Annotated in this window: 21 protein-coding genes and 1 tRNA gene; 8 read left to right on the top strand and 14 right to left on the bottom strand. The window is 67.4% G+C overall.

Annotation, left to right across the window (positions count from 1 at the left end; genetic code table 11):
• Positions 1 to 65 precede the first annotated feature (65 nt).
• Complete coding sequence (locus BMW72_RS04200; protein ID WP_092107532.1) at positions 66 to 1,202, bottom strand: 5-(carboxyamino)imidazole ribonucleotide synthase; 1,137 nt, start codon at positions 1,200 to 1,202, stop codon at positions 66 to 68.
• 125 nt (positions 1,203 to 1,327) lie between these two features.
• On the opposite strand from BMW72_RS04200, the gene BMW72_RS04195 reads away from it, so the two are divergent.
• Complete coding sequence (locus tag BMW72_RS04195; protein ID WP_092107530.1) at positions 1,328 to 1,918, top strand: GtrA family protein; 591 nt, start codon at positions 1,328 to 1,330, stop codon at positions 1,916 to 1,918.
• Here the strand turns inward: BMW72_RS04195 and BMW72_RS04190 are convergent.
• Both BMW72_RS04190 and BMW72_RS04185 read right to left on the bottom strand, forming a co-directional pair.
• Entirely contained in the window at positions 1,895 to 2,470 is a 576-nt protein-coding gene (locus BMW72_RS04190) for a PH domain-containing protein (RefSeq protein WP_092107528.1), read from the bottom strand. The genes BMW72_RS04195 and BMW72_RS04190 overlap by 24 nt on opposite strands.
• A gap of 8 nt (positions 2,471 to 2,478) precedes the next feature.
• Positions 2,479 to 3,348, bottom strand: a complete 870-nt coding sequence (locus BMW72_RS04185; RefSeq protein ID WP_241983950.1) for a biotin--[acetyl-CoA-carboxylase] ligase — start codon at positions 3,346 to 3,348, stop codon at positions 2,479 to 2,481.
• Between the two features lie 224 nt (positions 3,349 to 3,572).
• On the opposite strand from BMW72_RS04185, the gene BMW72_RS04180 reads away from it, so the two are divergent.
• A complete protein-coding gene (locus BMW72_RS04180; RefSeq protein WP_092107524.1) occupies positions 3,573 to 5,180 on the top strand; it encodes an acyl-CoA carboxylase subunit beta in 1,608 nt (535 codons plus the stop codon).
• Positions 5,180 to 5,419, top strand: coding sequence for an acyl-CoA carboxylase subunit epsilon (locus BMW72_RS04175; protein WP_134361023.1), 240 nt, complete (start codon positions 5,180 to 5,182; stop codon positions 5,417 to 5,419). Before BMW72_RS04180 ends, BMW72_RS04175 begins: the two co-directional genes overlap by 1 nt.
• Before the next feature lie 466 nt (positions 5,420 to 5,885).
• Here the strand turns inward: BMW72_RS04175 and BMW72_RS04170 are convergent, their stop codons facing one another.
• Genes BMW72_RS04170 through BMW72_RS04155 form a run of 4 tightly spaced genes read right to left on the bottom strand, consistent with a single transcriptional unit; the run spans position 5,886 to position 10,390 of the window.
• Positions 5,886 to 6,983 (bottom strand): hypothetical protein, encoded by a 1,098-nt coding sequence (locus tag BMW72_RS04170; RefSeq protein WP_092107520.1) that lies wholly within the window; start codon positions 6,981 to 6,983, stop codon positions 5,886 to 5,888.
• Positions 6,980 to 8,335 (bottom strand): sensor histidine kinase, encoded by a 1,356-nt coding sequence (locus BMW72_RS04165; protein ID WP_134450390.1) that lies wholly within the window; start codon positions 8,333 to 8,335, stop codon positions 6,980 to 6,982. The genes BMW72_RS04170 and BMW72_RS04165 overlap by 4 nt, the downstream gene beginning before the upstream one ends.
• Complete coding sequence (locus tag BMW72_RS04160; protein WP_092107516.1) at positions 8,328 to 9,035, bottom strand: response regulator transcription factor; 708 nt, start codon at positions 9,033 to 9,035, stop codon at positions 8,328 to 8,330. The genes BMW72_RS04165 and BMW72_RS04160 overlap by 8 nt, the downstream gene beginning before the upstream one ends.
• 38 nt (positions 9,036 to 9,073) lie before the next feature.
• Complete coding sequence (locus BMW72_RS04155) at positions 9,074 to 10,390, bottom strand: class I SAM-dependent RNA methyltransferase (RefSeq protein WP_092107514.1); 1,317 nt, start codon at positions 10,388 to 10,390, stop codon at positions 9,074 to 9,076.
• 85 nt (positions 10,391 to 10,475) lie between these two features.
• On the opposite strand from BMW72_RS04155, the gene BMW72_RS04150 reads away from it, so the two are divergent.
• Both BMW72_RS04150 and BMW72_RS04145 read left to right on the top strand, forming a co-directional pair.
• Complete coding sequence (locus BMW72_RS04150; RefSeq protein WP_174721729.1) at positions 10,476 to 11,126, top strand: Maf family protein; 651 nt, start codon at positions 10,476 to 10,478, stop codon at positions 11,124 to 11,126.
• A gap of 85 nt (positions 11,127 to 11,211) precedes the next feature.
• Complete coding sequence (locus tag BMW72_RS04145) at positions 11,212 to 12,984, top strand: acetyl/propionyl/methylcrotonyl-CoA carboxylase subunit alpha (protein ID WP_092107643.1); 1,773 nt, start codon at positions 11,212 to 11,214, stop codon at positions 12,982 to 12,984.
• 394 nt (positions 12,985 to 13,378) lie between these two features.
• Here the strand turns inward: BMW72_RS04145 and BMW72_RS04140 are convergent, their stop codons facing one another.
• Positions 13,379 to 14,815 (bottom strand): NAD(P)H-quinone dehydrogenase, encoded by a 1,437-nt coding sequence (locus BMW72_RS04140; RefSeq protein WP_092107641.1) that lies wholly within the window; start codon positions 14,813 to 14,815, stop codon positions 13,379 to 13,381.
• Between the two features lie 182 nt (positions 14,816 to 14,997).
• Between BMW72_RS04140 and BMW72_RS04135 the strand changes: the two genes are divergently transcribed.
• Positions 14,998 to 15,831 carry a purine-nucleoside phosphorylase gene (locus BMW72_RS04135; protein ID WP_092107512.1) on the top strand — a complete coding sequence of 278 codons (834 nt, stop codon included), beginning with the start codon at positions 14,998 to 15,000 and terminating at the stop codon, positions 15,829 to 15,831.
• 452 nt (positions 15,832 to 16,283) lie between these two features.
• Positions 16,284 to 17,966: a phospho-sugar mutase gene (locus tag BMW72_RS04130; RefSeq protein ID WP_092107639.1), complete on the top strand. Its 1,683-nt coding sequence runs from the start codon at positions 16,284 to 16,286 to the stop codon at positions 17,964 to 17,966.
• 74 nt (positions 17,967 to 18,040) lie between these two features.
• On the opposite strand, the gene BMW72_RS04125 is transcribed toward BMW72_RS04130, so the two are convergent.
• The 4 genes from BMW72_RS04125 to BMW72_RS04110 form a co-directional block, all read right to left on the bottom strand.
• Positions 18,041 to 18,316 (bottom strand): PTS sugar transporter subunit IIB, encoded by a 276-nt coding sequence (locus tag BMW72_RS04125; RefSeq protein ID WP_092107510.1) that lies wholly within the window; start codon positions 18,314 to 18,316, stop codon positions 18,041 to 18,043.
• Positions 18,313 to 18,768 (bottom strand): PTS sugar transporter subunit IIA, encoded by a 456-nt coding sequence (locus BMW72_RS04120; RefSeq protein ID WP_092107508.1) that lies wholly within the window; start codon positions 18,766 to 18,768, stop codon positions 18,313 to 18,315. The genes BMW72_RS04125 and BMW72_RS04120 overlap by 4 nt, the downstream gene beginning before the upstream one ends.
• Before the next feature lie 60 nt (positions 18,769 to 18,828).
• A complete protein-coding gene (locus tag BMW72_RS04115; protein WP_092107506.1) occupies positions 18,829 to 19,947 on the bottom strand; it encodes an adenosine deaminase in 1,119 nt (372 codons plus the stop codon).
• 186 nt (positions 19,948 to 20,133) lie between these two features.
• A complete protein-coding gene (locus BMW72_RS04110) occupies positions 20,134 to 20,763 on the bottom strand; it encodes a DNA-directed RNA polymerase subunit beta (RefSeq protein ID WP_092107504.1) in 630 nt (209 codons plus the stop codon).
• Positions 20,764 to 20,857: 94 nt separating this feature from the next.
• On the opposite strand from BMW72_RS04110, the gene BMW72_RS04105 reads away from it, so the two are divergent.
• Positions 20,858 to 20,930 (top strand) — tRNA-Lys (locus BMW72_RS04105).
• Between the two features lie 272 nt (positions 20,931 to 21,202).
• On the opposite strand, the gene BMW72_RS04100 is transcribed toward BMW72_RS04105, so the two are convergent.
• A complete protein-coding gene (locus tag BMW72_RS04100) occupies positions 21,203 to 21,760 on the bottom strand; it encodes a pyridoxamine 5'-phosphate oxidase family protein (protein ID WP_092107502.1) in 558 nt (185 codons plus the stop codon).
• A gap of 107 nt (positions 21,761 to 21,867) precedes the next feature.
• A complete protein-coding gene (locus BMW72_RS04095; protein WP_092107500.1) occupies positions 21,868 to 23,094 on the bottom strand; it encodes a GAF domain-containing protein in 1,227 nt (408 codons plus the stop codon).
• Positions 23,095 to 23,141: the final 47 nt, after the last annotated feature.

Genomic DNA, 23,141 nt, shown 5'->3' with positions numbered 1-23,141 from the left:
GCCGACGAGCGGCTTGAGCACAGTGGATGTCTCGGTGTTCTCTGGCACGCAGATGATCCTATGGCTCAGTCCTGAAAGATTTGTGCAGTGGCACGCGCCTGGTAGACAACTTCGTCGAGATCGTCGCCGCCCGCGGTGACGTGGCCCACCTTGCGGCCGGGCCGGGAGGCCTTGCCGTAGTTGTGCACTTTCACGTGCGGATGCTGCGCTAGAGCCGCCCCATACCGGTCACCGAGTGAGCCCGAGGCCGGTCCGCCGAAGATGTTCACCATGACCGTCCACGGGTCCCTGGCACCGGTCGCACCGAGCGGCAGGTCAAGCACCGCCCGCAGATGCTGTTCGAACTGGCTGGTCGTGGAACCGTCGATCGACCAGTGACCGCTGTTATGCGGGCGCATCGCCAACTCGTTGATGAGGAGGCGCTCATCCGTGGTCTGGAACAGTTCGACGGCGAGCACCCCGGTGACGCCGATGCCCTCGGCCACGGCCACGGCGATGTCGGTGGCGACGTCGGCCAGTCGCCCCGCGGACTGGGGGGCCGGCGCAATGACCTCGGCGCAGACGCCGCCCTTCTGCACGGTCTCCACGACCGGCCAGACTGCGATCTCGCCGCTCGGGCGGCGGGCCACCACCTGGGCCAGTTCGCGGCTGAAGTGCACGAGCTCTTCGACCAGCAGGGCACCGTCGTTGCCGTCTTCGGCGAGCGCCTGAAACCAGTCGTCGACGTCGTGTTCGTGGCTGACCACGCGCACGCCCTTGCCGTCGTAGCCGCCGCGAGCGGTCTTCACCACGGCGCGGCCGCCGTGCTGCTGCAAAAAGTCGGCGAGGCCCGACGGCTCCGTTATGCGGGCCCAGTCCGGTACGGGAAGGCCCAGCTCGGCGAGTTTCTCGCGCATGAGCAGTTTGTCTTGCGCGTAGAGCAGGGCGTCGGGGCCGGGATGCACGGTGACGCCCTCACGTACGAGCTCGCGCAGAATCTGCTGCGGCACGTGCTCGTGGTCGAAGGTGATCACGTCGACGGTTTTCGCGAAGGCGAGCACGGTGGGCAGGTCACGGTAATCGCCGACGCGCACGGCGGCGAGCTCGGCGGACATGCCGTCGGCTTCGGCGAGAACCCTCAGGTCGATGCCGAGGTTCACGGCCGCGGGAATCATCATGCGGGCCAGCTGGCCTGCGCCAATCACACCGACGGTCAAAGCCATCTGTTCACCATTTTCTATGCCAGCGTTCAGCTAAACGCGCGTGGATACCCAGCCCGGGGGTTTTGAACCGCCGTAGACTGCGAGACTTCAGTGCTTTTCTACTTTACCGAACGTCGGACGGACGCATGTCGATCACCCTGAAGCAGCGCCTGCTCAGCTTTCTGAGTCAGGGCCTCAAGTTCGGCGCCGTCGGTGCGCTCGGCTTCGTGGTGGACTTCACGGTGTTCAACCTGCTGCGCACCACCGTGCTGGATTCCGCCGAGGTGCACGCCGGCCCGATCTACGCCAAGGTCATCTCGACCGTGCTGGCCATCCTGGTGAACTGGCTGGGCAACCGCTTCTGGACCTTCAGCAAGAACCGGCAGAACCACACCATGCGCGAGGGCCTGGAGTTTCTCGCGGTGAGCCTGGTGGGCATGGGCATCGGCATCGCCTGCCTCTGGTTCAGCCACTACGTGCTCGGCTACACGAGCGTTCTCGCCGACAACATCGCCGGCAACGTCGTGGGGCTGCTGCTCGGCGCGGTGTTCCGCTTCACGCTGTACCGCTACTGGGTGTTTGCGCCGAGCCGGAGCGGGGCTCCGGCTGTTTCTGCTGCTGGGGGTGCTTCTGGGGTCGGGGCTGTTTCTGGGGCTGGCGCTGCGGCATCCGCTGGTATCGGGTCGGTCAGCACGCGCACCGGAGCGATTCGGCTAACGGCGACCCCAGAACGCTGACTCGGCGGCGAGGGCCGACTGTTCCTGCCGTCGGGATCCCATGACGGTGGTCGCCTGCTCCATGAGGTCGTGCAGGGTGCTCTGCACGAGGTCGACGTTGGGAACGTCTTTCAACACGAGTGGATGCTCCAGCCCCGAATTGATCAGCACCGTACCCGAGTGGAACCCGGCCTGCACCCAGTTCTGCCGCACGCTCACGTCGTAGCCGCGGCTGTGCAGCAGCTCCTGCCGGGTGCGCACGAAGAAGCCGTGCCGAAAGATGATGCGGCGGGTGGTGATCGTGTAACGCTTGGTGAGCCAGGCGGCGAGCGGCAGCAGCCAGCCGAGCACGGCGAACACGATGGCGCCGGCCAGCAGGGCCGCGTTCTGCCAGGGCTCGGGCAGGTTGCCGAAGAAGTAGCCGGTGGCGCCGGCCAGAACGAACAGAAGCAGGGTGGGCCAGGCGAGCACCCGGGCGTGCGGGCGCAGGCGGGCGACGACCTTCTCGGGCCGACTCTCACGGGCGTAGCCGGAGGGTTCGGTCTCGTTCGTCTCGGTCTTCTTCGGTTTCATTACTTCTATTAATACCTCAGGTGGGTGACATCGCCGGCGGCGACAGACCATTGCTCGCCATCGGCCTGGCTGACGACCTGCAATCGGCCCTCACTGTCGATGCCGGTGGCGGTGCCGACCAGGTCGGTGCCGCCGGGCAGCTCGACCCGCACGACGCTGCCGAGGGTGCCGCAGAGTTGGGTGACGGCGGCGTGCAGATCGTGTTGGGCGTCGCCGTTGGCCTGCACGAAAGCGTCGTAGAGCGTGACGAGCTCGTGCAGGTAGGCGGCGAGCACCTGGTCGGGGTCGGGCGCGGTGCGGGTGACCAGCAGCAGCGAGGTGGAGGTGAGGGTGGGCAGGTCGTGCTCGTCGAGCGACAGGTTGAGGCCGGCGCCGATGATGATGCCCTCGCCGTCGGGCAGCAGCTCGCAGAGGATTCCGCACACCTTGTACCCGTCGATGAGCACATCGTTGGGCCATTTGAGAGTCGTGTCGTGGCGGGGCGTCTCGGCCTCTTTCACGTCTTTGACCGGCTGCATGCTGGCTTCGACGGTTTTTCTGACGGCCCGGGTCATGGCGGCGCCAGCCAGCAGCGGGAACCAGCCGAGGCTCGCCGGGGGAAGTTGCGGGCGCACGAGCACCGAAATGGCCAGGGCTTTGCCGGTCGGGGCCAACCACACGCGGCCGAGCCGGCCACGCCCCTGAGTCTGGTTGTCGGTGACGATCACCGAGAGGTCGGGCCAGGCTGCGGCATCCGCTGTGGCGAGTTCTTTGAGCACATCGTTGGTCGAGGCGGCCTCAGACCGGTACTCGAACCGGGTCACCTCGGCGCGGCTGAGCGAAAACTCCATGGTGACAACCCTCTCGTGCCCGCGCACCGGGTTTCTGCCGGTGGTCACCGGCCTGCGCTGTGGCTAATTCAGGATATTCGCTCGATTCGGCCCGCAAACACCCCGTTCTGACCGATATCCCGACGGATTTCCTGAATTAGCCACGAAGAGGGCGGGAGAGACAGGAACTTGGGGCTGGCTTGGGTGGCTGCAGGGGGAAACGTGCAGTGTTGCGCGGCAAAGTTGTGGAACATCGTCAACGGGGAGCGGTCGGGGGGTGCCGGTAGAGTGAAATGGTGACTGACAAGACGCCCGCTGCGGCACCCGACCTGTATACGACGGCGGGAAAACTCGCTGACCTCAAGCTGCGCTATCACGAAGCCGTGACCGCCAGCGGGGCCACCGCAACCTCGAAGCAGCACGCCAAGGGCAAGATGACCGCCCGCGAGCGCGTCGACCTGCTGCTCGACCAAGGCTCCTTCATAGAGCTCGACGAGTTCGTGCGGCACCGCACCGTGGCCTTCGGCATGGAGAAGAAGCGGCCCTACGGCGACGCCGTCGTTACCGGAACCGGCACCATCCACGGCCGCCAGGTGGCCGTGTATTCGCAGGACTTCACCATCTTCGGCGGTTCGCTCGGCGAGGTGGCCGGCGAGAAGATCATCAAGGTGATGGATCTCGCCCTCAAGACCGGAGTGCCGATCATCGGCATTCTCGATTCCGGCGGAGCGCGCATTCAGGAGGGCGTCGTGGCCCTCGGCAAGTACGGCGAGATCTTTCGCCGCAACACGGCAGCATCCGGTGTCATTCCGCAGATCTCCATCATCTGCGGTCCGGCCGCCGGCGGCGCGGTCTACTCGCCCGCGCTGACCGACTTCGTGATCATGGTCGACAAGACCAGCCAGATGTTCGTCACCGGCCCCGACGTGATCAAGACCGTCACCGGCGAAGACGTGGGCATGGAAGAGCTCGGCGGCGCCCTCACCCACAACAAGATCTCGGGCGTCTCGCACTACCTCGCGAGCGACGAGCCCGACGCGCTCGACTTCGCCCGCGCCCTACTCAGCTACCTGCCCGACAACAACCTGGCCGAGCTGCCGGTGTTCGACAGCGAGGTCGAGCTCGAAACAACGGATGCCGACCGTCGCCTCAACACGATCATCCCCGATTCGCCCAACCAGCCCTACGACGTGAAAACGGTCATCGAGCACATCGTGGACCACGGCGAGTTCCTTGAGACGCAGCCGCTGTACGCGCCGAACATCGTCGTAGGGTTCGCTCGGGTTGAGGGCCGCTCGATCGGCATCGTCGCCAACCAGCCCAACGCCATGGCCGGCACGCTCAACATCGAGGCCGGGGAGAAGGCGTCACGTTTCGTGCGGTTCTGCGATGCGTTCTCGATTCCGATTCTCACCCTCGTCGACGTGCCCGGCTTTCTGCCCGGCACCGACCAGGAATGGACCGGCATCATCCGTCGCGGGGCCAAGCTGCTCTACGCCTACGCGGAGGCCACCGTGCCGCTCGTCACGGTCATTCTGCGCAAGGCCTACGGCGGCGCGTACATCGTGATGGGCTCCAAGCAGCTCGGCGCCGACACCAACCTGGCCTGGCCGACCGCGGAGATCGCCGTGATGGGTGGCCAGGGCGCCGTGAACATTCTCTACCGTGCCGAGATCAAGGCGGCCGAGCAGGCCGGCGAAGACGTCGCCGCGGTGCGCACCCGCCTGGCCAACGAATACACCTACAACGTGGCGAGCCCGTTTCTCGCTGCGGAACGCGGAGAACTCGACGGCATCATCGAACCGGCCGCCACGCGCGTGTCGGTCGTCAAGGCGTTGCGGGCGCTGCGCACCAAGCGGGCTTCGCTGCCGGCCAAGAAGCACGGGAACATTCCGCTCTGATGCCTTCTTCTGTGAAGCCCTCAGAGTTTGATCCGTCGGAGCTGGTTTTCGTGACCACGCACGTGAGTGACGCCGAGGTGTCGGCGGTGAGTGCCGTCATCCGTGGGCTGTTGCGGGAGGAATCCGACGAGCGTCGGGCCGCCCCGGAACCCGGTCAGAGCGCCTGGCAGCAGAGCCAGCGCCCGCTTCGCAAGCCCGTGCACCCCGGCCCCGGCCGCTGGCGCGGCTTCACCGGCTAACGCTCCCGCTTTCACCCCGCTTTTTTTGGACGGGGCCCGGGCCCCGTCCACAGGCCCAGTTTATAAACTGGGCCCAGGGACGGGGCCCGGGCCCCGTCCACGTGTTGGGTGGGGCTGGGGTGGGGCGGGGCGGGGCGCAACTACCGGTATGTCTGTCCTCCTAAATGCCGACTGTGCAGGCGCATTCGTTCGGTCAGAATAGAAGTGCTCGGTGACGCTCCTGGAGTTTCACCACCAATCATTCGCTGACTAGGGTAAGCGAGCGAATGTGTTGGGGGCGAGAACGGATGGCATTCGGGTTGTCGTCCTTTCTCGAATAGTCGTTAGGGGATCAGCTTCGGCTGGTCCCCTTTCGCGTTCCTGCCGCCAGCTGAGCGCACACGGCTCTCGCCAGCTGAGCACGCCCCTCTCGCCAGGGGGATGCCGGTGCCCGCTGCGCCCCGCCCGATGCGCGGCACGCGCAGTTTTAGGCAGAGACGGCGGGCTCAGCCTGCCGGGGGATTTCCAACCACAGGTCGACCTCTTCGTTGGAGGAGTCCGGCCCGAGGGCACTCTCCGCCGGGTCGGGACTGCTCAGGCCAACCACGGTCACCGCGACGGTCGCACTGTCCGCCGACGTGCGGGCGATGATCTTGTCGGCACTCGTGCGGCCGATAGCGGTCGCGAGGGTGTTGAGTACAATCTCCAGGTCGGCACCGTTGAGGTCGTCGATGCCGCCCTCATCGAGCAGGGTCACACTGGCACCGCGTCGTCTGGCGGCCATCACCTGCTCCCGCACCGCGTGGTTGAGCAGTCGGCGCCCGCGAATTTCATCGCGAATGGCCGCTTCGAGCAGCCGGCATTCCTGGCGGTCCGCCTCACTGAGATTGCCGTTGCTGTCGCTGATGCGGCGCAGCATGGGCATGGCCAGGCGCATGGTCTGGGTGAGTCGCACCTGGCGCTCGTAGAGGTGGGCCTCCTGGGCGGCGTGCCATCCGCTGGCCTCCCGCTCGGCTCGAGCGTATTGGCGGGCGTCCCGGCCGGCTTTCACCAGCGCTTTGGAGAGCACGGCGGCGGCCATCACCCAGACCACGCTGCCGATGACGCCCATGTGCCCCAGCTCGCCGATTCCGGCCCAGACCACGCTGCCGAGGATGCCTCCCCTCCCCACGTCGCTGAGCCCCGCCCAGAGCACGCTGTGCACGACGAGAGTCCCCACACCCAGCAGCGCCAGCTGTGGGCGCTTGCGGGTGGCCGTGATCGTCATCAGGGTGCCGATCGCCGCGACATACCAGGTGGCATAGCCGAGAGTGGTGGAGGAACCGTCAAGCTGGCTGCCGACGATCAGCGGAATCGCGATGGCGACCGCCACGTTGAACAGGGCCAGCGGCAGCGACATGCGCATCGGGCTGGTGGGCCAGAGGCTCGCAATGGTCGCCACTATGTACAGCCCCATCGCCGCCAAAATCGGCATCGAGGAGGCCGGTTCGTTGATCGAATACAGGCCGAGCAGCACGTGGTAACCGGAAAAGCAGGTCGCCACTATAAGAGTCAGCGTTCGAGAGACCACCACGACACCGGTCATGATCGGATACCCCCGTCCGGCGAGTTCACGTTCAACGCGGCGCCCTCGTCGTCGGGCCGGGGCCAGGTGATGGTGATGGTGGTGCCGAGGCCGGGGCTCGTGCGCAGCACGGCCACGCCTCCGGCGCTCAGCACCCGGTCGTGGATCGACACGCGCAGGCCCAGTCGGGCGCTGTCAACGCTGGCAACGTCGAAACCGCGGCCGGTGTCACTGATGCTGATGGTGCATCCGTTCTGATCGTTGCCGCCGATGATGAGCCGGCGCGACTGGGCGGGGCCGGCATGCTGCACGCTGTTGACCATGGCCTGCACGCTCGCCGAGTAGAGCGCCTCGGCGGCGTGCTCCGGAATGCTGATCGCGTCGACGCATTGCTCGGTCACGGTGAACACTCCGGTCTCGATTGCCGCCGTACGCAGGCGAGCGACCAGCTTGCTGACGGCGACCGACGCATCGTCGAGGTTGCGTTCACCGCTGGCCTCCTGCAAGCGGATGATGGCGCTGCGAGCCATCGCCGCCGCCAGTTCCGCGCCCTTCTCGTTGCGCACGCCGGCGGCTGACAGCAGGGTGGCGAGCACACTGTCGTGCACAATGGAGTCGACCTCGACCCGTTCCACCTCGGTGGCGTGATGGCGCACTGCCACGGCATATTTGGACAGCGCGTTCGACTGGGCGGTGTCGACCTTGGCCGTGGCCTCGCGCAGCACGTAGATGATGATGAGCACCACACCGCCGAGGAGCATGGCGTAGCAGGTGTCGAGCACGGCGAGCAGGCTCTCTGCTTCGCCGCCGGAGGGCAGCAGCCGCACCAGTCCGAAGGCCACCGGGGTGACAACGGTGTACACGGCGGCCCAAAACAGTGGAAAAGCGATCGCCGCACAGGAGGTGGCGACGGTGCACAGGTACCACAGCCACGGTTTGCTCTCGAGCACCAGGGTGGGATCGATCATGACCAGCGGCCAGACGAGCAGCGCGAGCAGGTAGATGCCGCTCACCACGGCCGCCGACGTGCGAATGCCGCGCCGCAGCAGCGTGGCGACGACGAACACCAGAATCGACAGGCCGAGCAGGCCGGCGAGCGGGATCGCCGCCTCGGTTTTGCGGGTCGACAGCTGCTCGAGCATGAGCGGCAGGGTCTGCACGGCGAAGATCACCGCGACTCCGGCCACCGAGCGGGAGAGCGCAATCTCGATCTGCGCGTGACTGATCGGGTTGCGCGGCTGCCGGGACCGACCGAACAGGCTGCCCTCGGTGCCGCCTGCCTCACCGCCGACCGCCGCGAACGGCTGGGTGGCGGTGGACACCAGGGTGCTGGTGGTGCCGTGGTCGCCCACACGGGCGGCCCGTTTAGACACCGCGGTCAGCTTCGGTCACGTCGAGCCCGGGCAGAATTCCGTCTTCAACGGCGCGCCGCAGCAGATCAACCTTGGTCGGCGCCGGGCGCCCGACCTCGACGTACTTCACGCGAATGCGGTCGAGGTATTCCCGGGCGGTGGAGTGCGCGATACCCAGCTGCATGGCGACCATCTTGAGCGGCAGGCCCGAGGCGTAGAGGTGCAGCACGTCGCGTTCGCGGCGACCGAGCTGCGCCTTGGCGAAGTCCCGGTCGGCGTCGATGGCGGTGGCCCACTCGAGGTTGTTGAGCACGTCGCCACGGGCGACCGACGCGACGGCGGCCATCACCGTGGTGGTCGGCGACGATTTGGGAATGACCCCGGCCGCACCGGCCGCGAGGGCCTCCCGTACCGAGGCGACCCGGTCGGCGATGCTGTGCACCAAAACGGCGGAGCCGGTGGACTGCACCAGGTGCACGTTGTCGGTGACGAGAGATCCGTCGCCGAGGGAGAGGTCGAGCACAATCACGTCACACTTGCGACCGGCGAGGCCGTCGACGAGGGCTTGCGCCGTCGCTGCAGCGAACAACACCTCGTAGCCGGCGTTCTCGCAGGCGGCCTGCAAGCCCAGTCGCACCGACTCGTGGTCGTCGACGATGCCGACGCGCACGGGTGCCGACGTGGGGGTGGATGGTGCGGGATCGGTTGCTGCGTAGCTCACGGTGTGGCTGCTTTCGGATTGTCTAGTGTCAACGATAGCTATTTGCAGAGCAGGGCGACGGCTTCGACGTGGTGGGTGTTGGGGAACAGGTCGAAAGCGCGCAGGGTTTTTAGCTGGTAGCCCTGCTTCGCGAACAGTGCCACATCGCGGGCGAGCGCCACCGGGTCGCAGGCCACGTACACGATCTGCTGCGGGGCGAGGGTCACAAGCTGGTCGACGACGGCCGCTCCGGCGCCGGACCTCGGCGGGTCGAGCACGACGGTGGCGGCGGCGAGGCGGGCACGCTCCGCAGCATCCGCTTCGCGCAGCAGACGCTGCAGAAAACGGTCGACGCGGTCGGCTTCCGCGGTTGCTCCGGCCCATTCCTTGAGGTTGCGGGCGGCGAAGGCGACCGCGTCCGGGTCGCTTTCCACCGAGGTGATGCGGGTCGTCGAACCGAACCGGTCGCCGACGGCTGCGGCCAGCAGGCCGACGCCGCCGTAGAGGTCGAGGTTGGAGGCGCGCGGGTCGAAGATGTTCGGATCGATGATGTTCTGCACGGCGTGGTACAGGGTGTCGGCGGCCATCGAGTGCACCTGCCAGAATCCGGAACGGTCCAGTTCAAACTCCCGGTCGGCGACGATCTCGTGGATCAGCCCGTGCGGCACCCGCTTGGGCTTACCGGTGGCGTCTTTGGCCGAGACGAGCACCTGCACGTCGCCCTTGCTCGGCGCGACCAGATCGATCTTCGCCGCGTTGTGAAAGAGAGTGTCGAGCGGGGCGCGCAGTTCGAGCTCGTGCTCGGCGAGCGGCAGGTCGTCGACCGGGATGACCCGGTGGCTGCGCGCGGCGTACGGGCCGATGGTTCCGTCGTCGGCCACGTGCAGGCTCACCCTGGTGCGCCATCCGGTGCCGTCCATCGCGTCACCCGGGCTGGCTTTCGCGCTGACCGCGACCGGCTCCACGACCACATCGGTGACGATCCCGGCCATGCGCTGCAGCGCGTCGGCGAGCACCTGACGTTTGAGTTCGCGTTGGAAGCCGAGCTCGATGTGACCGAATTCGGCCCCGCCGGCGCGGTCTTCGGGAGCACGCTCCACGGAGGCCGCACTCCAGATGTGCGGCTGACGTTCGGTTGCGGCGTCGATGACAGCGACGGTCTCGGCCCGCCAGAAGCTCTTGTGGTTGGCCTCGGTGAGGCGGGCGCGCACCCGCTCCCCCGGCAGGGTGTCGCTCACGAAGATGACGCGGCCCTCGTGCCGGGCGATGAAAATTCCGCCGTGGGCGACGTTGGTGATGTCGAGCTCAAGCTCGTCGCCGACCGTCGCAGACGACGTCGGGGCGGGGGTGGCGGGCTGGCTACTCGTGTTGCTCATCTAACGATGATCCCACACCGCCTGGCCGGCTGCCGGTTGCCGCCTGCTTGAATGGATGCCCACGCCTCGTTTGAAAAGGATCATCATGCGCCTCTATCTGGCCTCCACGTCTCCGGCCCGTCTCGCCCTGCTGCGCGCAGCCGGCATCGAGCCGGTGCTGATCAACCCCGACGTGGACGAGGCGCGGGTCGTCGCCGAGACCGAGACCGTGCGCGGCTCAGCGCTTGAGCCGCGAGTGCTCGTGGAGCTGCTGGCGCGCGCCAAAGCGGAGGCTGCGGCATCCGCTCGGCTGGCCGAACCGCTAAACGGGCTGCTGCTCGGCGGTGACTCGGTGTTCGTGCTGGACGACGTGATCTACGGCAAGCCGCACACAGCGGATGCCGCGCGCGAACGCTGGGAACGCCAGCGCGGGCGCACCGGCACCCTGTACTCCGGGCATTGGCTGATCGAGCTCGCCGATGGTGTGCCCGGCCGGGCGATCGGCGCGGTTGCGGTGGCCGAGGTGACCTTCGCCGACGACCTCGACGATGCCGAACTCGACGCCTATATCGCCACCGGTGAGCCCCTCTTCGTGGCTGGCGCGTTCACCATCGACAGCCTTGGCGCTCCCTTCATCACGAGCATCGTCGGCGACCCGTCAACGGTGGTGGGGCTGTCACTGCCCACGCTGCGGCGCCTGGTGCGGGCCCTCGGACACGAGTGGCCGACCCTGTGGAATCGCCCGGGAGCGCTGTAATTGTAGGCATCCGCAAGAATCTGCCGAGTCTTTTTGTGGGACAGAACCAAAAGGGATGTGGCACGGGGCAATAGGCTAGGTGATTGTGTCACTCATAACGAAGGTCCTCATCGCCAACCGAGGCGAGATCGCCGTTCGGGTCATCCGTGCCGCGAAAGACAGTGGAATTCTCTCTGTCGCCGTCTACGCCGACCAGGATCGCGATTCCCTGCACGCCCGTCTCGCTGACGAGGCGTACGGTCTCGACGGCACCAGCGGCGCCGAAACCTACCTCGTCATCGACAAGATTTTGTCGATCGCCCGGCGGAGCGGCGCTGACGCCGTGCACCCCGGCTACGGCTTTCTGGCCGAGAACGCCGACTTCGCCCGCGCCGTGATCAGTGCCGGGCTCATCTGGATCGGGCCGTCGCCCGAAGCCATCGAGCAGCTCGGCGACAAGGTCTCGGCCCGCAAGATCGCCGAGAAGGTCAACGCGCCGATGGCACCCGGCACCCTGAACCCCTGCACCGACGCAGCCGAGGTGCTCGCCTTCGTCGACGTGCACGGCCTTCCCGTGGCGATCAAGGCCGCTTTCGGTGGCGGCGGGCGTGGCCTCAAGGTGGCCCGCACCCGCGACGAGGTCGCCGAGATGTTCGACTCGGCCACCCGCGAGGCCATCACCGCCTTCGGTCGCGGCGAATGCTTCGTCGAGAAGTACCTCGACTCCCCCCGCCACGTGGAAACCCAATGCCTGGCCGACGCGTTCGGCAACGTCGTCGTCGTATCGACCCGCGACTGCTCGCTGCAGCGCCGGCACCAGAAGCTCGTCGAAGAAGCTCCGGCCCCGTTCCTCACCGACGCGCAGACGACCGAGATGTATCGAGCCTCCAAGGCCATTCTGAAAGAGGTCGGCTACCTGGGCGCCGGCACCTGCGAGTTTCTCATCGGCCAGGACGGAACGGTGTCGTTCCTCGAGGTCAACACCCGCCTGCAGGTCGAGCACACCGTCTCCGAAGAGGTCACCGGCATCGACCTGGTGCGCGAACAGTTCCGTCTCGCCGAGGGTGGGGAGCTCACCTACGGCGACCCCGTCGCATCCGCTCACTCGTTTGAATTTCGCATCAATGGAGAGGATGCCGGCCGCGGCTTTCTGCCCGCGCCCGGCCCGGTGCACGTGTTCAAGCCGGCCGGCGGCCCCGGCGTGCGTGTCGACACCGGCGTGCAGTCCGGCGATGTGATCAGCGGATCGTTCGACTCGCTCATCGCCAAGCTCATCGTCACCGGCGCGACCCGCGAAGAGGCGCTGGAGCGTTCGCGCCGCGCCCTCGACGAGTTCGAAGTGGCCGGCCTTCCCACCGTGCTGCCCTTCCACCGCAAGGTCGTGCGCGATCCCGCCTTCGCACCGACCGACGGCCAACCCTTCACCGTCTTCACCCGCTGGATCGAGACCGAGTTCGAGAACGACATCGAACCGTGGAGCGGCAGCATGGAAGACGCCGCCGGACCGCAGAAACGCCACAGTATCGTCGTGGAGGTGGAGGGACGCCGCATCGAGGTGACCCTGCCCACCCGGCTGCTGCCCGGCGGCGCGAGCGCCCGCTCGGTCGGACCGGCACCCAAGCGTCGCGGCGGCCTGCACGCCGTCGACACCGCCACCGGAGACGCCATCAAGGCACCGATGCAGGCGACCATCGTCAAGCTGCTCGTCGCCGAGGGTGACACGGTCGTCAAGGGCGACCTGCTGCTCGTGCTCGAGGCCATGAAGATGGAGCAGCCGCTCGTCGCGCACCGCGACGGCACCGTCGGCAACGTCACTGCGGTCGTCGGCGAGACGGTCTCCTCCGGCAGCGTCCTGCTGACGGTCTCCGACGCCGCCTAGCCCCTTCGTTTTCCCGTCGGCCGTGCGTTTCGGAGGCTGGCGCATGCTTTCGAGGTAGGCCCCGGAAACCGGGTCATCCGCTCCCCGCTCAAACATTGCGATGTTCCAGGGCCCTGCGCGAAAAGCGTGCGCAGAGCCCTGAAACACCGCAAAACTCGCAACTCCGCGAATAACCCGGCCCCCGAGGCCGGTCACATGCGTTTGTCCGACGCGAGAGTATCTGCGGGACCGGGCGGGGGCGGGGTATTCGCGGGGTGACGAGTTATGCCGGTTTTCAGGAAGGGATCCGAACGCTTTTCTCGGATCTCTTCCTGGAAACCGGCATTGTTTGAGCTGAGGAGCGGATGCCCTGCCCCCAACCCCGTCGACGGAAGCATGCGCAGGGCGTCGGGAACTAGAGGACTACGTGCATCGCTCGCGCGGCATCCGTTATGGAGCCGGTGAGCGAGGGGTAGACCGGGAAGGTGCGGGCGACCTCGTCGACGGTGAGTCGGTGTTCGACGGCCAGGGCGAGCGGAAAGATGAGCTCGCTGGCCTTGGGGGCCACGATGACGCCGCCGATGACAGTGCCGCTGCCGGTGCGGGCGAACAGCTTAACGAAGCCGTCCTTGATTCCCATCATCTTGGCCCGCGGGTTTTGCGACAGGGGCAGCTTGTAGATCTCGCCCTGGGCGAGTCCGTCTTCGATCTGCTTCTGGGTGTAGCCGACGGTGGCGATCTCGGGCTGGGTGAAGATGTTCGCGGCCACGTTGCGAATCTCGATGGGGTTGACGGTGTCGCCCATGGCGTGGAACACCGCGGTGCGGCCCATCATAGAAGCCACGGAGGCCAGCGGGATCTCGGTCGTGCAGTCGCCGGCCGCGTAGATGTTCGGAATCGAGGTGCGGGCGACCCGGTTGACCTGGATGTGCCCGGAGTCGGTGATCTGCACCCCGGCCTGCTCGAGGCCGATATTGGCGGTGTTCGGAATGGAGCCGACGGCGATGAGGCAGTGGCTGCCTTCGACCGTGCGTCCGTCGGCGAGGGTGGCGACGACGCCGGTCGGGGTGCGTTCAACCGAGGAGGCTCGCGACTTGGAAAGCACGGTCATGCCGTTGCGCTTAAAGACGTTCTCGATGACGTTGGCGGCGTCGGCGTCTTCACCGGGCAGAACCTGGTCACGGCTGGAAATGAGGGTGACCTTCGCGCCGAGGGCGCGGTAGGCGGAGGCGAACTCGGCGCCGGTCACACCGGAGCCGACCACGATGAGGTGTTCGGGAATGGCCTTGAGGTTGTAGAGCTGGGTCCAGGTGAGGATGCGCTCACCGTCGGGCATGGCCGAGGCCAGCACGCGCGGGCTGGCTCCTACCGAGACGACGAGGGTGTCGGCGTCGATGCGGTCGAAGTCGGTGGCCGTTGCGTCGCCCGAGGTGGCGACGATGATGCCGGTGGTGCCGTCGAGACGTCCGTGGCCCTGCACGTAGCGCACGCCGGCGCGAATGAGCGTGGCCTTCATGTCTTCGGACTGCTGGCGGGCGAGAGCGAGCAGTCGCTTGTTCACGGCGGCCAGGTTGATGGCCACTTCGGGGCGCAGCGGTTTGCCGGTCTCGCCGCGTACGAAGAACTGCACGCCCAGGTCGGTGGCCTCGCCGATCGAGTTCGAAGCCTCGGCCGTGGCGATGAGCGACTTGGAAGGGACGACGTCGGTGATCACGGCTGAACCGCCGACACCGACGCTTTCAATGAGGGTGACGTCGGCACCCTGTTGTGCTCCGGCGATGGCCGCTTCGTATCCGCCGGGCCCACCGCCTAATACTGCGATGCGCTGCTTGCGTTCGAACTCATAGGCCATGTAGTCCATTCTCGTGGCCCGCGCACCCCTCACAAAACCGTCTGCGGGCCGACGCCGCCTGCTTTGTCCCCCGAAATGGGCGAAAACGCACCGAATGGGCGTCTCGGCGCCCGTTCGGCGCGCCGATGAGCAGAATTCGCGCAGAATCTCCATGCCCGCGATGGGGGTTCTAGAGTAGTGAAATGTTCACGAACGAGATCAACCCGTTAGACCTGCCCGAAACAGATCCGTTCGAGGCAGCACGGTCAGCCGCCGCGGAGATCGCCGGCATCACGGGAGTCCCCCGGCACGACATCGCTCTCACGCTCGGCAGCGGCTGGGCCAAGGCCGCCGACCTGATCGGTGAGACCACGCACACCGTGGCCGCTGCGGACATCACCGGGTTCAGCGCCCCCGCGCTGGCCGGTCACGCCGGCACGCTGCGCTCCATTCTGTTGCCCGGCGGCAAGCGCGCACTCGTGATCGGCGCCCGCACCCACTACTACGAGGGCCACGGTGTGCGCCGGGTCGTGCACAGTGTGCGCACGGCGGCGGCGACCGGAGCGACGACGATGATTTTGACCAACGGGGCCGGCGGCATCCGTGAATCGTGGACGCCGGGAACCCCGGTGCTGATCAGCGACCACATCAACCTCACCTGTGATTCGCCGCTCGAGGGCGCAACCTTCGTCGACCTGACCGACCTGTACTCGCAGCGGCTGCGCGACCTGGCCCGCAGCATCGACCCAACCCTCGACGAGGGTGTGTACTGCCAGTTTCGCGGGCCGCACTACGAGACCCCGGCCGAGGTGCAGATGGCCAAGGCCATCGGCGGCCACATCGTGGGCATGTCGACCGCGCTCGAAGCCATCGCGGCCCGACAGGCCGGCATGGAGGTGCTGGGCCTCTCGCTCATCACCAACCTCGCGGCCGGCATTCAGAAGACTCCGCTCAGCCACGGTGAAGTGATCGAGGCCGGTGCGCTCGCTGAACCGGTGATCAGCGCGCTGCTCGCGCGGATCGTGGCCGCACTGTGACCGGCCAGGGCGAGCCCGGTTCGGAGGTCGACCGTCCGGCAGAGCGCACCGGCGGCCGCCACTCCGGCCCGCCGGCTTCGGCAACGGATGCCGCGTCGCCCGCTTCCGTCCCCGTCACGCCGCCCAATGCTGCGCCCGTTGCGGCTGCGCCCGTTGCTGCTGCGCCCGTTGCGGCGCCTGCTGCTGCGCCTGCGACGGCAGCGGATGCCGCGCCCCGCGTCACCGACTCTGATGACGCCGACGAGGACCCGACGCCGACCCGCGCCCTGCCGATCATTCCCGACGATTCCCGCTCGGATGCCGGTGCGCCCCTCACACAGAATACCGACGATGATTTCGAACCGACGGTCGCCATTTCGACGATCACCCCGGGCAGCACCGGGGACGACGACCTCGCCACCGCTCCGCTCGCCCAGGAGACCCCGCCGGCCTCGACCGACCGCACCGCGGCGCTGCTGCAGGCGGCCAGGGCCTGGCTCAACCAGGATCCCGACCCGGAGACCCAGGCGCAGTTGCGCACGCTGATCAACGCCGTCGACGACGGCGACACCGTGGCTCTGTCGAACCTGCACTCCCGCTTCGACACCCGGCTCGCCTTCGGCACGGCCGGGCTGCGCGGCGAGATCTCCGCCGGCCCGAACCGGATGAACCGCGTGCTCGTCTCGCAGGCCGCGGCCGGCCTCGCCACCTACCTGCGGCGGCGTGCCGCCCCGGGAGTGACACCGTCGGTCGTCATCGGCTACGACGGACGCAAGAATTCCCACGTTTTCGCGACCGACACGGCGGCGATCATGGCGGGCGCGGGGGTGCGCGCCATCCTCTTGCCGCGGTTACTGCCGACGCCCGTGCTGGCCTTCGCGGTGCGCCACCTCGACACCAGTTGCGGTGTGATGGTGACCGCGTCGCACAACCCGCCGAACGACAACGGCTACAAGGTGTACCTCGGCGGTGCGAACAACGGCGCGCAGATCGTCTCCCCCGACGACAAGGCCATCTCGGACGAAATTCTGCGCGTTGCCGCCGACGAACAGGTGTTGAAGCTTCCGCGCGGCGCGTATGAGACCGCCGAGGAAGACGTGGTGCTCGCCTACATCGCTGCCACGGCGTCACTCGCGCACACACCGCGCGCGCAGGTGAACGCGGTGTACACGGCCATGCACGGGGTCGGCTGGGACACCACCCGCCGAGTGCTGGAGAAGGCGGGTTTCGACCTGCCAACCCTCGTCGACGCGCAGATCGCCCCCGACGCCGCTTTTCCGACCGTGGCGTTTCCGAACCCGGAAGAGCCCGGCGCGATGGACCTCGCCTACGAGACCGCGCGCGAGGTGGGCGCCGAACTCATCATCGCCAACGATCCGGATGCTGACCGTCTCGCCGTCGCCATCCCCGACCTGTCGAGCGCGAGCGGTTTTCGGCGGTTGAGCGGCAACGAGGTCGGCGCCGTTCTCGGCTGGCGCGCCGCCGCGCTCACCTCCCCCGATCCCGACGCTGTTGCCGCTGACAACACGGGCACGCTGGCCTGCTCGATCGTGTCGACGCCGGCGCTGCACGCGGTAGCGGATGCCTACGGCCTGCGTTTCGTCGAGACCCTCACCGGCTTCAAATGGGTATCCCGCGTGCCGGGGCTGGTCTACGGCTTCGAGGAGGCGCTGGGCTACCTGGTGAACCCGGAGACCGTGCGCGACAAGGACGGTATTTCGGCCGCCGTCGCGCTGCTCTCGCTGGTGAGTGACCTCAAGGCGGAGGGGACGACCCTCGCCGGGTATCTCGACCGCTTCAGTGAGAAATTCGGACACTACGCCTCGGGCCAGATCTCGGTGCGGGTCAGCGAGCTGTCGACGATTGCGCTCGTGATGACGCGGCTGCGGGAGTCCCCGCCGACCCACGTGGGCCGCATTCGCGTCGACGAGATCGACGACTTTCGGTGGGGGTTCGGCGACCTGCCGCCGAGTGACGTGCTGCGCATCCGCTTGACCGATGGGTCCCGTGTGATGGTGCGCCCGAGCGGTACCGAGCCGAAGCTCAAGGTGTACATCGACACCCGCAGCACGGTCGGCACCCTGGTGGAGCGGCGCTCGGCCGCTCAGGCGGCGCTCGACGAACTCGAGCGGGGCATGCACGCGCTGATCGCGTAGGCGGAGTGGGTGGAGGCCATCCGCTTGCTGGGCCCACCTTAGGAAACCGGGCCCATGATCGAAAGTGGGAGGAGCTAGGAACCCAGCGCGATCTCGAGCTTGGCGACGAGTTCGTCGACGTCGAAGTAGTTGTTGATGACGATCACGTCGGCGTTGGTCTTGCCGATCGCATCAACGAGCTCGGATGAGGTCAGAATGACCTGCGCATCGGCCGCGGCGGCCCGCACTCCGGCGACATCCGTGGCCTGCACGCTTGCCTCGATGTCAAGACGGTCGAGGGCGCGCTCGGCGTTGACCTTGAGGATCGCCGAGGTGCCGAGCCCGACGCCGCACATCACGACGATCTTCATTCGGGTGCCACGGTCTGCCCGAACACGCTCTGCACGAACTCGGCGGTGGTCGCACCGGCGAGGGCCGGGATCACCTTCGGGTCGTTGAACACGTTGGCGAGTTCGGCGACGAACTGCAGGTGGTCGTCAGCGCCGGTCACGGCCAGGCCGACGATCACGCTGACCGGGTCGTTGTGCGGGTGCCCGAAGGCGACCGGCTCGGCGAGGGTGACGACGCAGAGCCCGTCGGCGAGAACATCCGCTCCCGGGCGGGCATGCGCGAGCGCCAGACCGGGCGCGATCACGATATAGGCACCGAATTCGCGGATCACCTCGATCATGCGATCGGTGTAATTGGATGTCGCGGCGCCGGAACGCACGAGGGCGTCACCGGCCGCCGTGATGGCGGCCGGCCAGTCGTCAGCGTGCGCGCCGATCGTGATGGCGTCAAGCGGGAGGTGCGGCAGTGGCATTTTTTCTTTCGACTATTCAGGAGTGAGTCGGCTCAGCCAACTCGGCGAGCCAGACCGGTGTCAGGCCTCGCCGAAGCCGGTTTCGATGGCTTCGACGAGTTCTTCGCGGTCTTCGAGCGGCAGGAACGCGGCGTGGGCGGCGTTCAGCTGGAAGGTCTCGAGGTCGCCCAGGTCGTAGCCGAACGCGTCGGAGAGCAGGGCAAGTTCCTGGGTGAGGGTGGTGTCGCTCATCAGGCGGTTGTCGGTGTTGACGGTGACCTTGAAACCGAGCTGGTAGAGCAGGTCGAACGGGTGGTCGAACAGTTCCTCGCCCCAGGCGGCGACCGCTCCGGTCTGCAGGTTCGAGGACGGGCTCAGTTCGAGCGTGAGTTCGCGGTCGCGAACCCACTGGGCTACCGGGCCGAGGGTGACGAAGGTGTTGTCGTCGTCCTGGCGTTCAATGGTGACATCTTCGGCGAGGCGCACACCGTGGCCGAGGCGCAGCGCGCGGCCGTCGAACAGGGCACCGCGAATGCTGTCCAGGCCGTCGGCCTCGCCGGCATGCACGGTGACCGGCATGAATTCGCGGGCCAGCAGGTCGAAGGCGGCGCGGTGGGTGCCGGCCGGGAAGCCGGCTTCAGCGCCGGCGATGTCGAAGCCGACGACGCCGTCGAAGCGGTAGCGCACGGCGAGTTCGGCGATTTCGAGTGAGCGGTTGGCGTGGCGCATCGCGGTGATGAGCTGGCCGATGCGAATGCTCCGGCCAGACTTTTCGACGTTCTCGATGCCGGCTTCGATGCCGTCCTGCACGGCTTCGACGACCTCGTTGAGGGTGAGTCCGCGGGCCAGGTGCTGTTCGGGAGCCCAGCGAATCTCCCCGTAGATGACGCCGTCGTCGGCGAGGTCTTCGACGAATTCGCGGGCAACCCGGCTGAGGCCCTCCCTGGTCTGCATCACGGCGGTCGTGACGTCGAAGGTTTTGAGGTATTCCACGAGCGAGCCCGCGTTGGACTGGTCGGCGAACCATTCGCCGAGCGCGTCGGCATCCGTTGTGGGAAGCACGAATCCGATGGAGTCGGCCAGTTCGATGATGGACTGCGGGCGCAGGCCGCCGTCGAGGTGGTCGTGCAGCGAAACCTTGGGCAGGGTGTTGATGCTCGTGCCGCCGCCGGGCATGAGGAATTCCTCGATCAAAGTCATACGAACAAGCTCCTCGGTACGGGGGCGGAAGTGAACTACAACCGCGCGCCCAGCTTATCGGAGCGGCTCTGGACGGACCATGAGAAAGCGGCAAGCGGATGCCGCGCGGGCGGCTGGCTGCGTGGCCGAGCGGATGCCTGCGGCAGCGCCCCAACCGGGCGGCCCGGCGACACCACCCGTGCCGGGCTACTCCAGGGAGTCGCGGCGCCAAAGGCGCGCGCAGGCCGCGAATTCGGCTGCGGTCGTGGAAAACCGCAGCGCCCGGGTGGTCAACTCGGAGGAACGGTGAGGCTCGGTCAACTCGAGGTCATCGGCGATACTCGTCGCGCCGATTGCTGTGACCCGGCAGTAGGCCGCGCCGCGATCCAGTGCCACGGCGAAGTCTCCGGTGAACAAGCCGCGCAGAATTTCATCGGCCAGCACCATGATCTCGGCCGGACCGGTGGGCACCGCGGCGCCCGCGACGAGCGGGTCGATCGTGGCGGCAGCATCCGTTCCCCGTTGGTACAAGAACGCGCACCCCTCGGGATCCTGCCGAATCAGCATGCGAATGAGGTAGATGCGCCAGAGCGCGCCCGGCAGGCTGCGCGGCGCGGCCCGCGACCACAGCTCGGCGACCGCGTCGATACCGTTCTCGTCGGTGTAGGCGACCAGGCGTTCGACCGTCTCCGGATCGGGGTCGCTGCGCACCCGGTTGAGCAGCGCTTGCGCGGTCTCGTGCGCGACGCGGCTGATGTAAGCCGGATCGTCGCCGCCCTGGAAGGCCTCGAATTTGTTCGCGGAGAACAGGGTGGGCTTGTGAAAGTTCTCGGCCACGGCGGGTTCTCCTTCGGTTCAGGCAGCTGGTTTTTGCTGCCCTCCACGCTACCCAGAAAAGCTGAGCGCGAATCCACGGTAGATTAGAACCTACGGGCCTCTAGCTCAGTTGGTAGAGCAAAGGACTTTTAATCCTTGGGTCGTCGGTTCGAGCCCGACGGGGCCCACAATGATCGCGCACGTGGCGCGGCAAATGCGCACCGAATCCACTGGATTCGGTGCGCATTTCTGTTCCAGGGCCGGTGCCCCAGGGCTCTTCGGGCCGGTGCCCCCATGGCGCTCGGTGACTTGCTGCGGCGGTGGCTAATTCAGGAAATCCCCGGCCCGATCGTGCCGCCGCCCGGCGTGGCCCCGGCCAGTCGAAAACCTGGGCCCGGATTTCCTGAATTAGCCACCAAAACCCGGGCAGAGCCGGGCAGCGGATGCCGCGGGGCGCGGTTTAGAGCACGTAGCGGTGCCGAATGTGGTGGCGATCGCCGCTCGCCTGCCAGAATTCGACCTCGGTGGGGTGCAGCGCGTACAGCTGCCACTGGGGGTTGGCCTGACCGTCAGCTCCCGGGCGTTCCTCCCAGTCCGCAGCGGATGCCTCCGCCGACAACACCGAAACCTCACCCACCACGCGCACCTGCCTCCCGAGGGCCGCCCAGTAGAAGTTCAGGGCCGCGTGCGGGTTCGCGGTGAGTTCGCGCCCCTTGCGGGATGTGCGTGTGCTCGCGAACTGCCAGACTCCGAAGTCGACGCCCGCTGTCGCGCCCGAGGAAGCCGGCTCGAGGTTCTTCAGAATGAGCATGCGCGACGACACCAGCCCGGTTGCGGTGGCCGTGGCCGTGGCCAGGCTGAAGGCGTGGGGCTGGGGCACGCCGGCGTCGAGCGCGTGCTCGAACCAGTCCAGAAAGAGGGCGACTGGATCGGCTGGAGCCGTGGCCGGATCAAACGACGGCAGGTCGGCGGGAAAATCGGGCAGGGCGCGCAGGCGCCGACGCAGGGAATCGCTCACGCCGCGAGCCTACCCGCCGGCATCGAGCATCGAACACCGAGGCACCAGGCACCAGGCACCGAACACCGAGCACCGAACATCAGCTGGCAGACACCTGGCACCGGCAGCTACCGCGCCTTCCGCCCCACCCGCAGCTCGCGCTGCACCAGCAGGGCGAGCTCCCGCAGCAACACCTGGTCGACGTCGGCCGCCGAACGCGGTTTCGGATCGAACACACACAGGGCGCCGATGCGCTCACCCGACGGCGATTCGATGGGAAACCCGGCGTAGAAGCGGATGCGCGGATCACCCTGCACGAGCGGGTTCTCGTTGAATCGGGCGTCGCTGCGGGCATCCTCGACGATGAGCGGGCCGTCGTCAGTAATCGTGATCGCGCAGAACGAGTCGGAACGCGGCACTTCGGTTGCCGCCAGCCCGACCCGGGCTTTATGCCACTGCCGGTCGCGATCGATGATGGTGATCAATGCCGATTCGGTGTCGAACAGACGCTGCGCGAGCAGCACCAGCCGGTCGAACCGGGCCTCCGACGGGGTGTCGACAATGGCGAGGCCGTCGACGGCCGCCTGCCGGGTGCGTTCCCGGCCGGCGACATCCGTTTGGCGTGCTGATTCGGGGCCGGTGAGGCCCAGGCGCGCCGCGTCGAGGCTGTCGGACATGGCATTGGCCAGAAGCACCGCCCAGCCGCGATAGTCATCAGCGGTGCGATGCCGATCGACGTCGACGGTCGCCGCCGGCGAGAACGGCACAAACGTCGTGCGCGGTGCCTCGTGGGCCAGGCGGGTGCCGACCGTGTTGAGGTCGGTGGCCGACCAGTCGGCGATGCCTACCAGCGGGCGTCGGAAGATTTCAATGCTGCGAATGGGCGGAATGCCGAGCACGAAGATTTGGGTGCTGCGCGAGGTCTCGTGCTCCAGCACCGCGAGCAGGGCCGCCAACCGGTCGCGCCATTCGCTGACGCTGGTCAGGTCGAGGGCTTCGTTGAGGCCCAGAATGACGACGACGGCGTCAAACCGACCGAGCCGGGTGCCGTTCAGCGCCACGAGAGCATTCGCGGCGGTCATGCTGCGGCTGGCCACGAGGTCGATGTCAACGCCGCGACCAGTGCGCGCGGCCAGTTCGCGGGCGAGCGAGCCGGGCAGGGCCACCTGGTGGCTGAGCACACCCCAGCCGACAGCGGGTCCGGAGCCGAGAATGAGCACACGATCGCTGTCGATGCCGGCGGCATGGGCCTGCGGGGCGTCGCTCGGACGGGGCAGATGGCGGTCCTGACGTTCGGCGGACGCCGTCCAAGCGCGCATCAGCGGGCGGAGCGCCCACCGGGTGAGGTCGTGCATTTAAGCCTTTCGGGGACAGCAGAAAAACTCAGTCTGCCCCTTATGGG

It is taken from the genome of Cryobacterium luteum, assembly GCF_900110125.1.
Taxonomy (GTDB): domain Bacteria; phylum Actinomycetota; class Actinomycetes; order Actinomycetales; family Microbacteriaceae; genus Cryobacterium; species Cryobacterium luteum.
The sequence above is the reverse complement of the archived record's forward strand: the minus strand, read 5'-3'. Positions and strand labels throughout refer to the sequence as shown.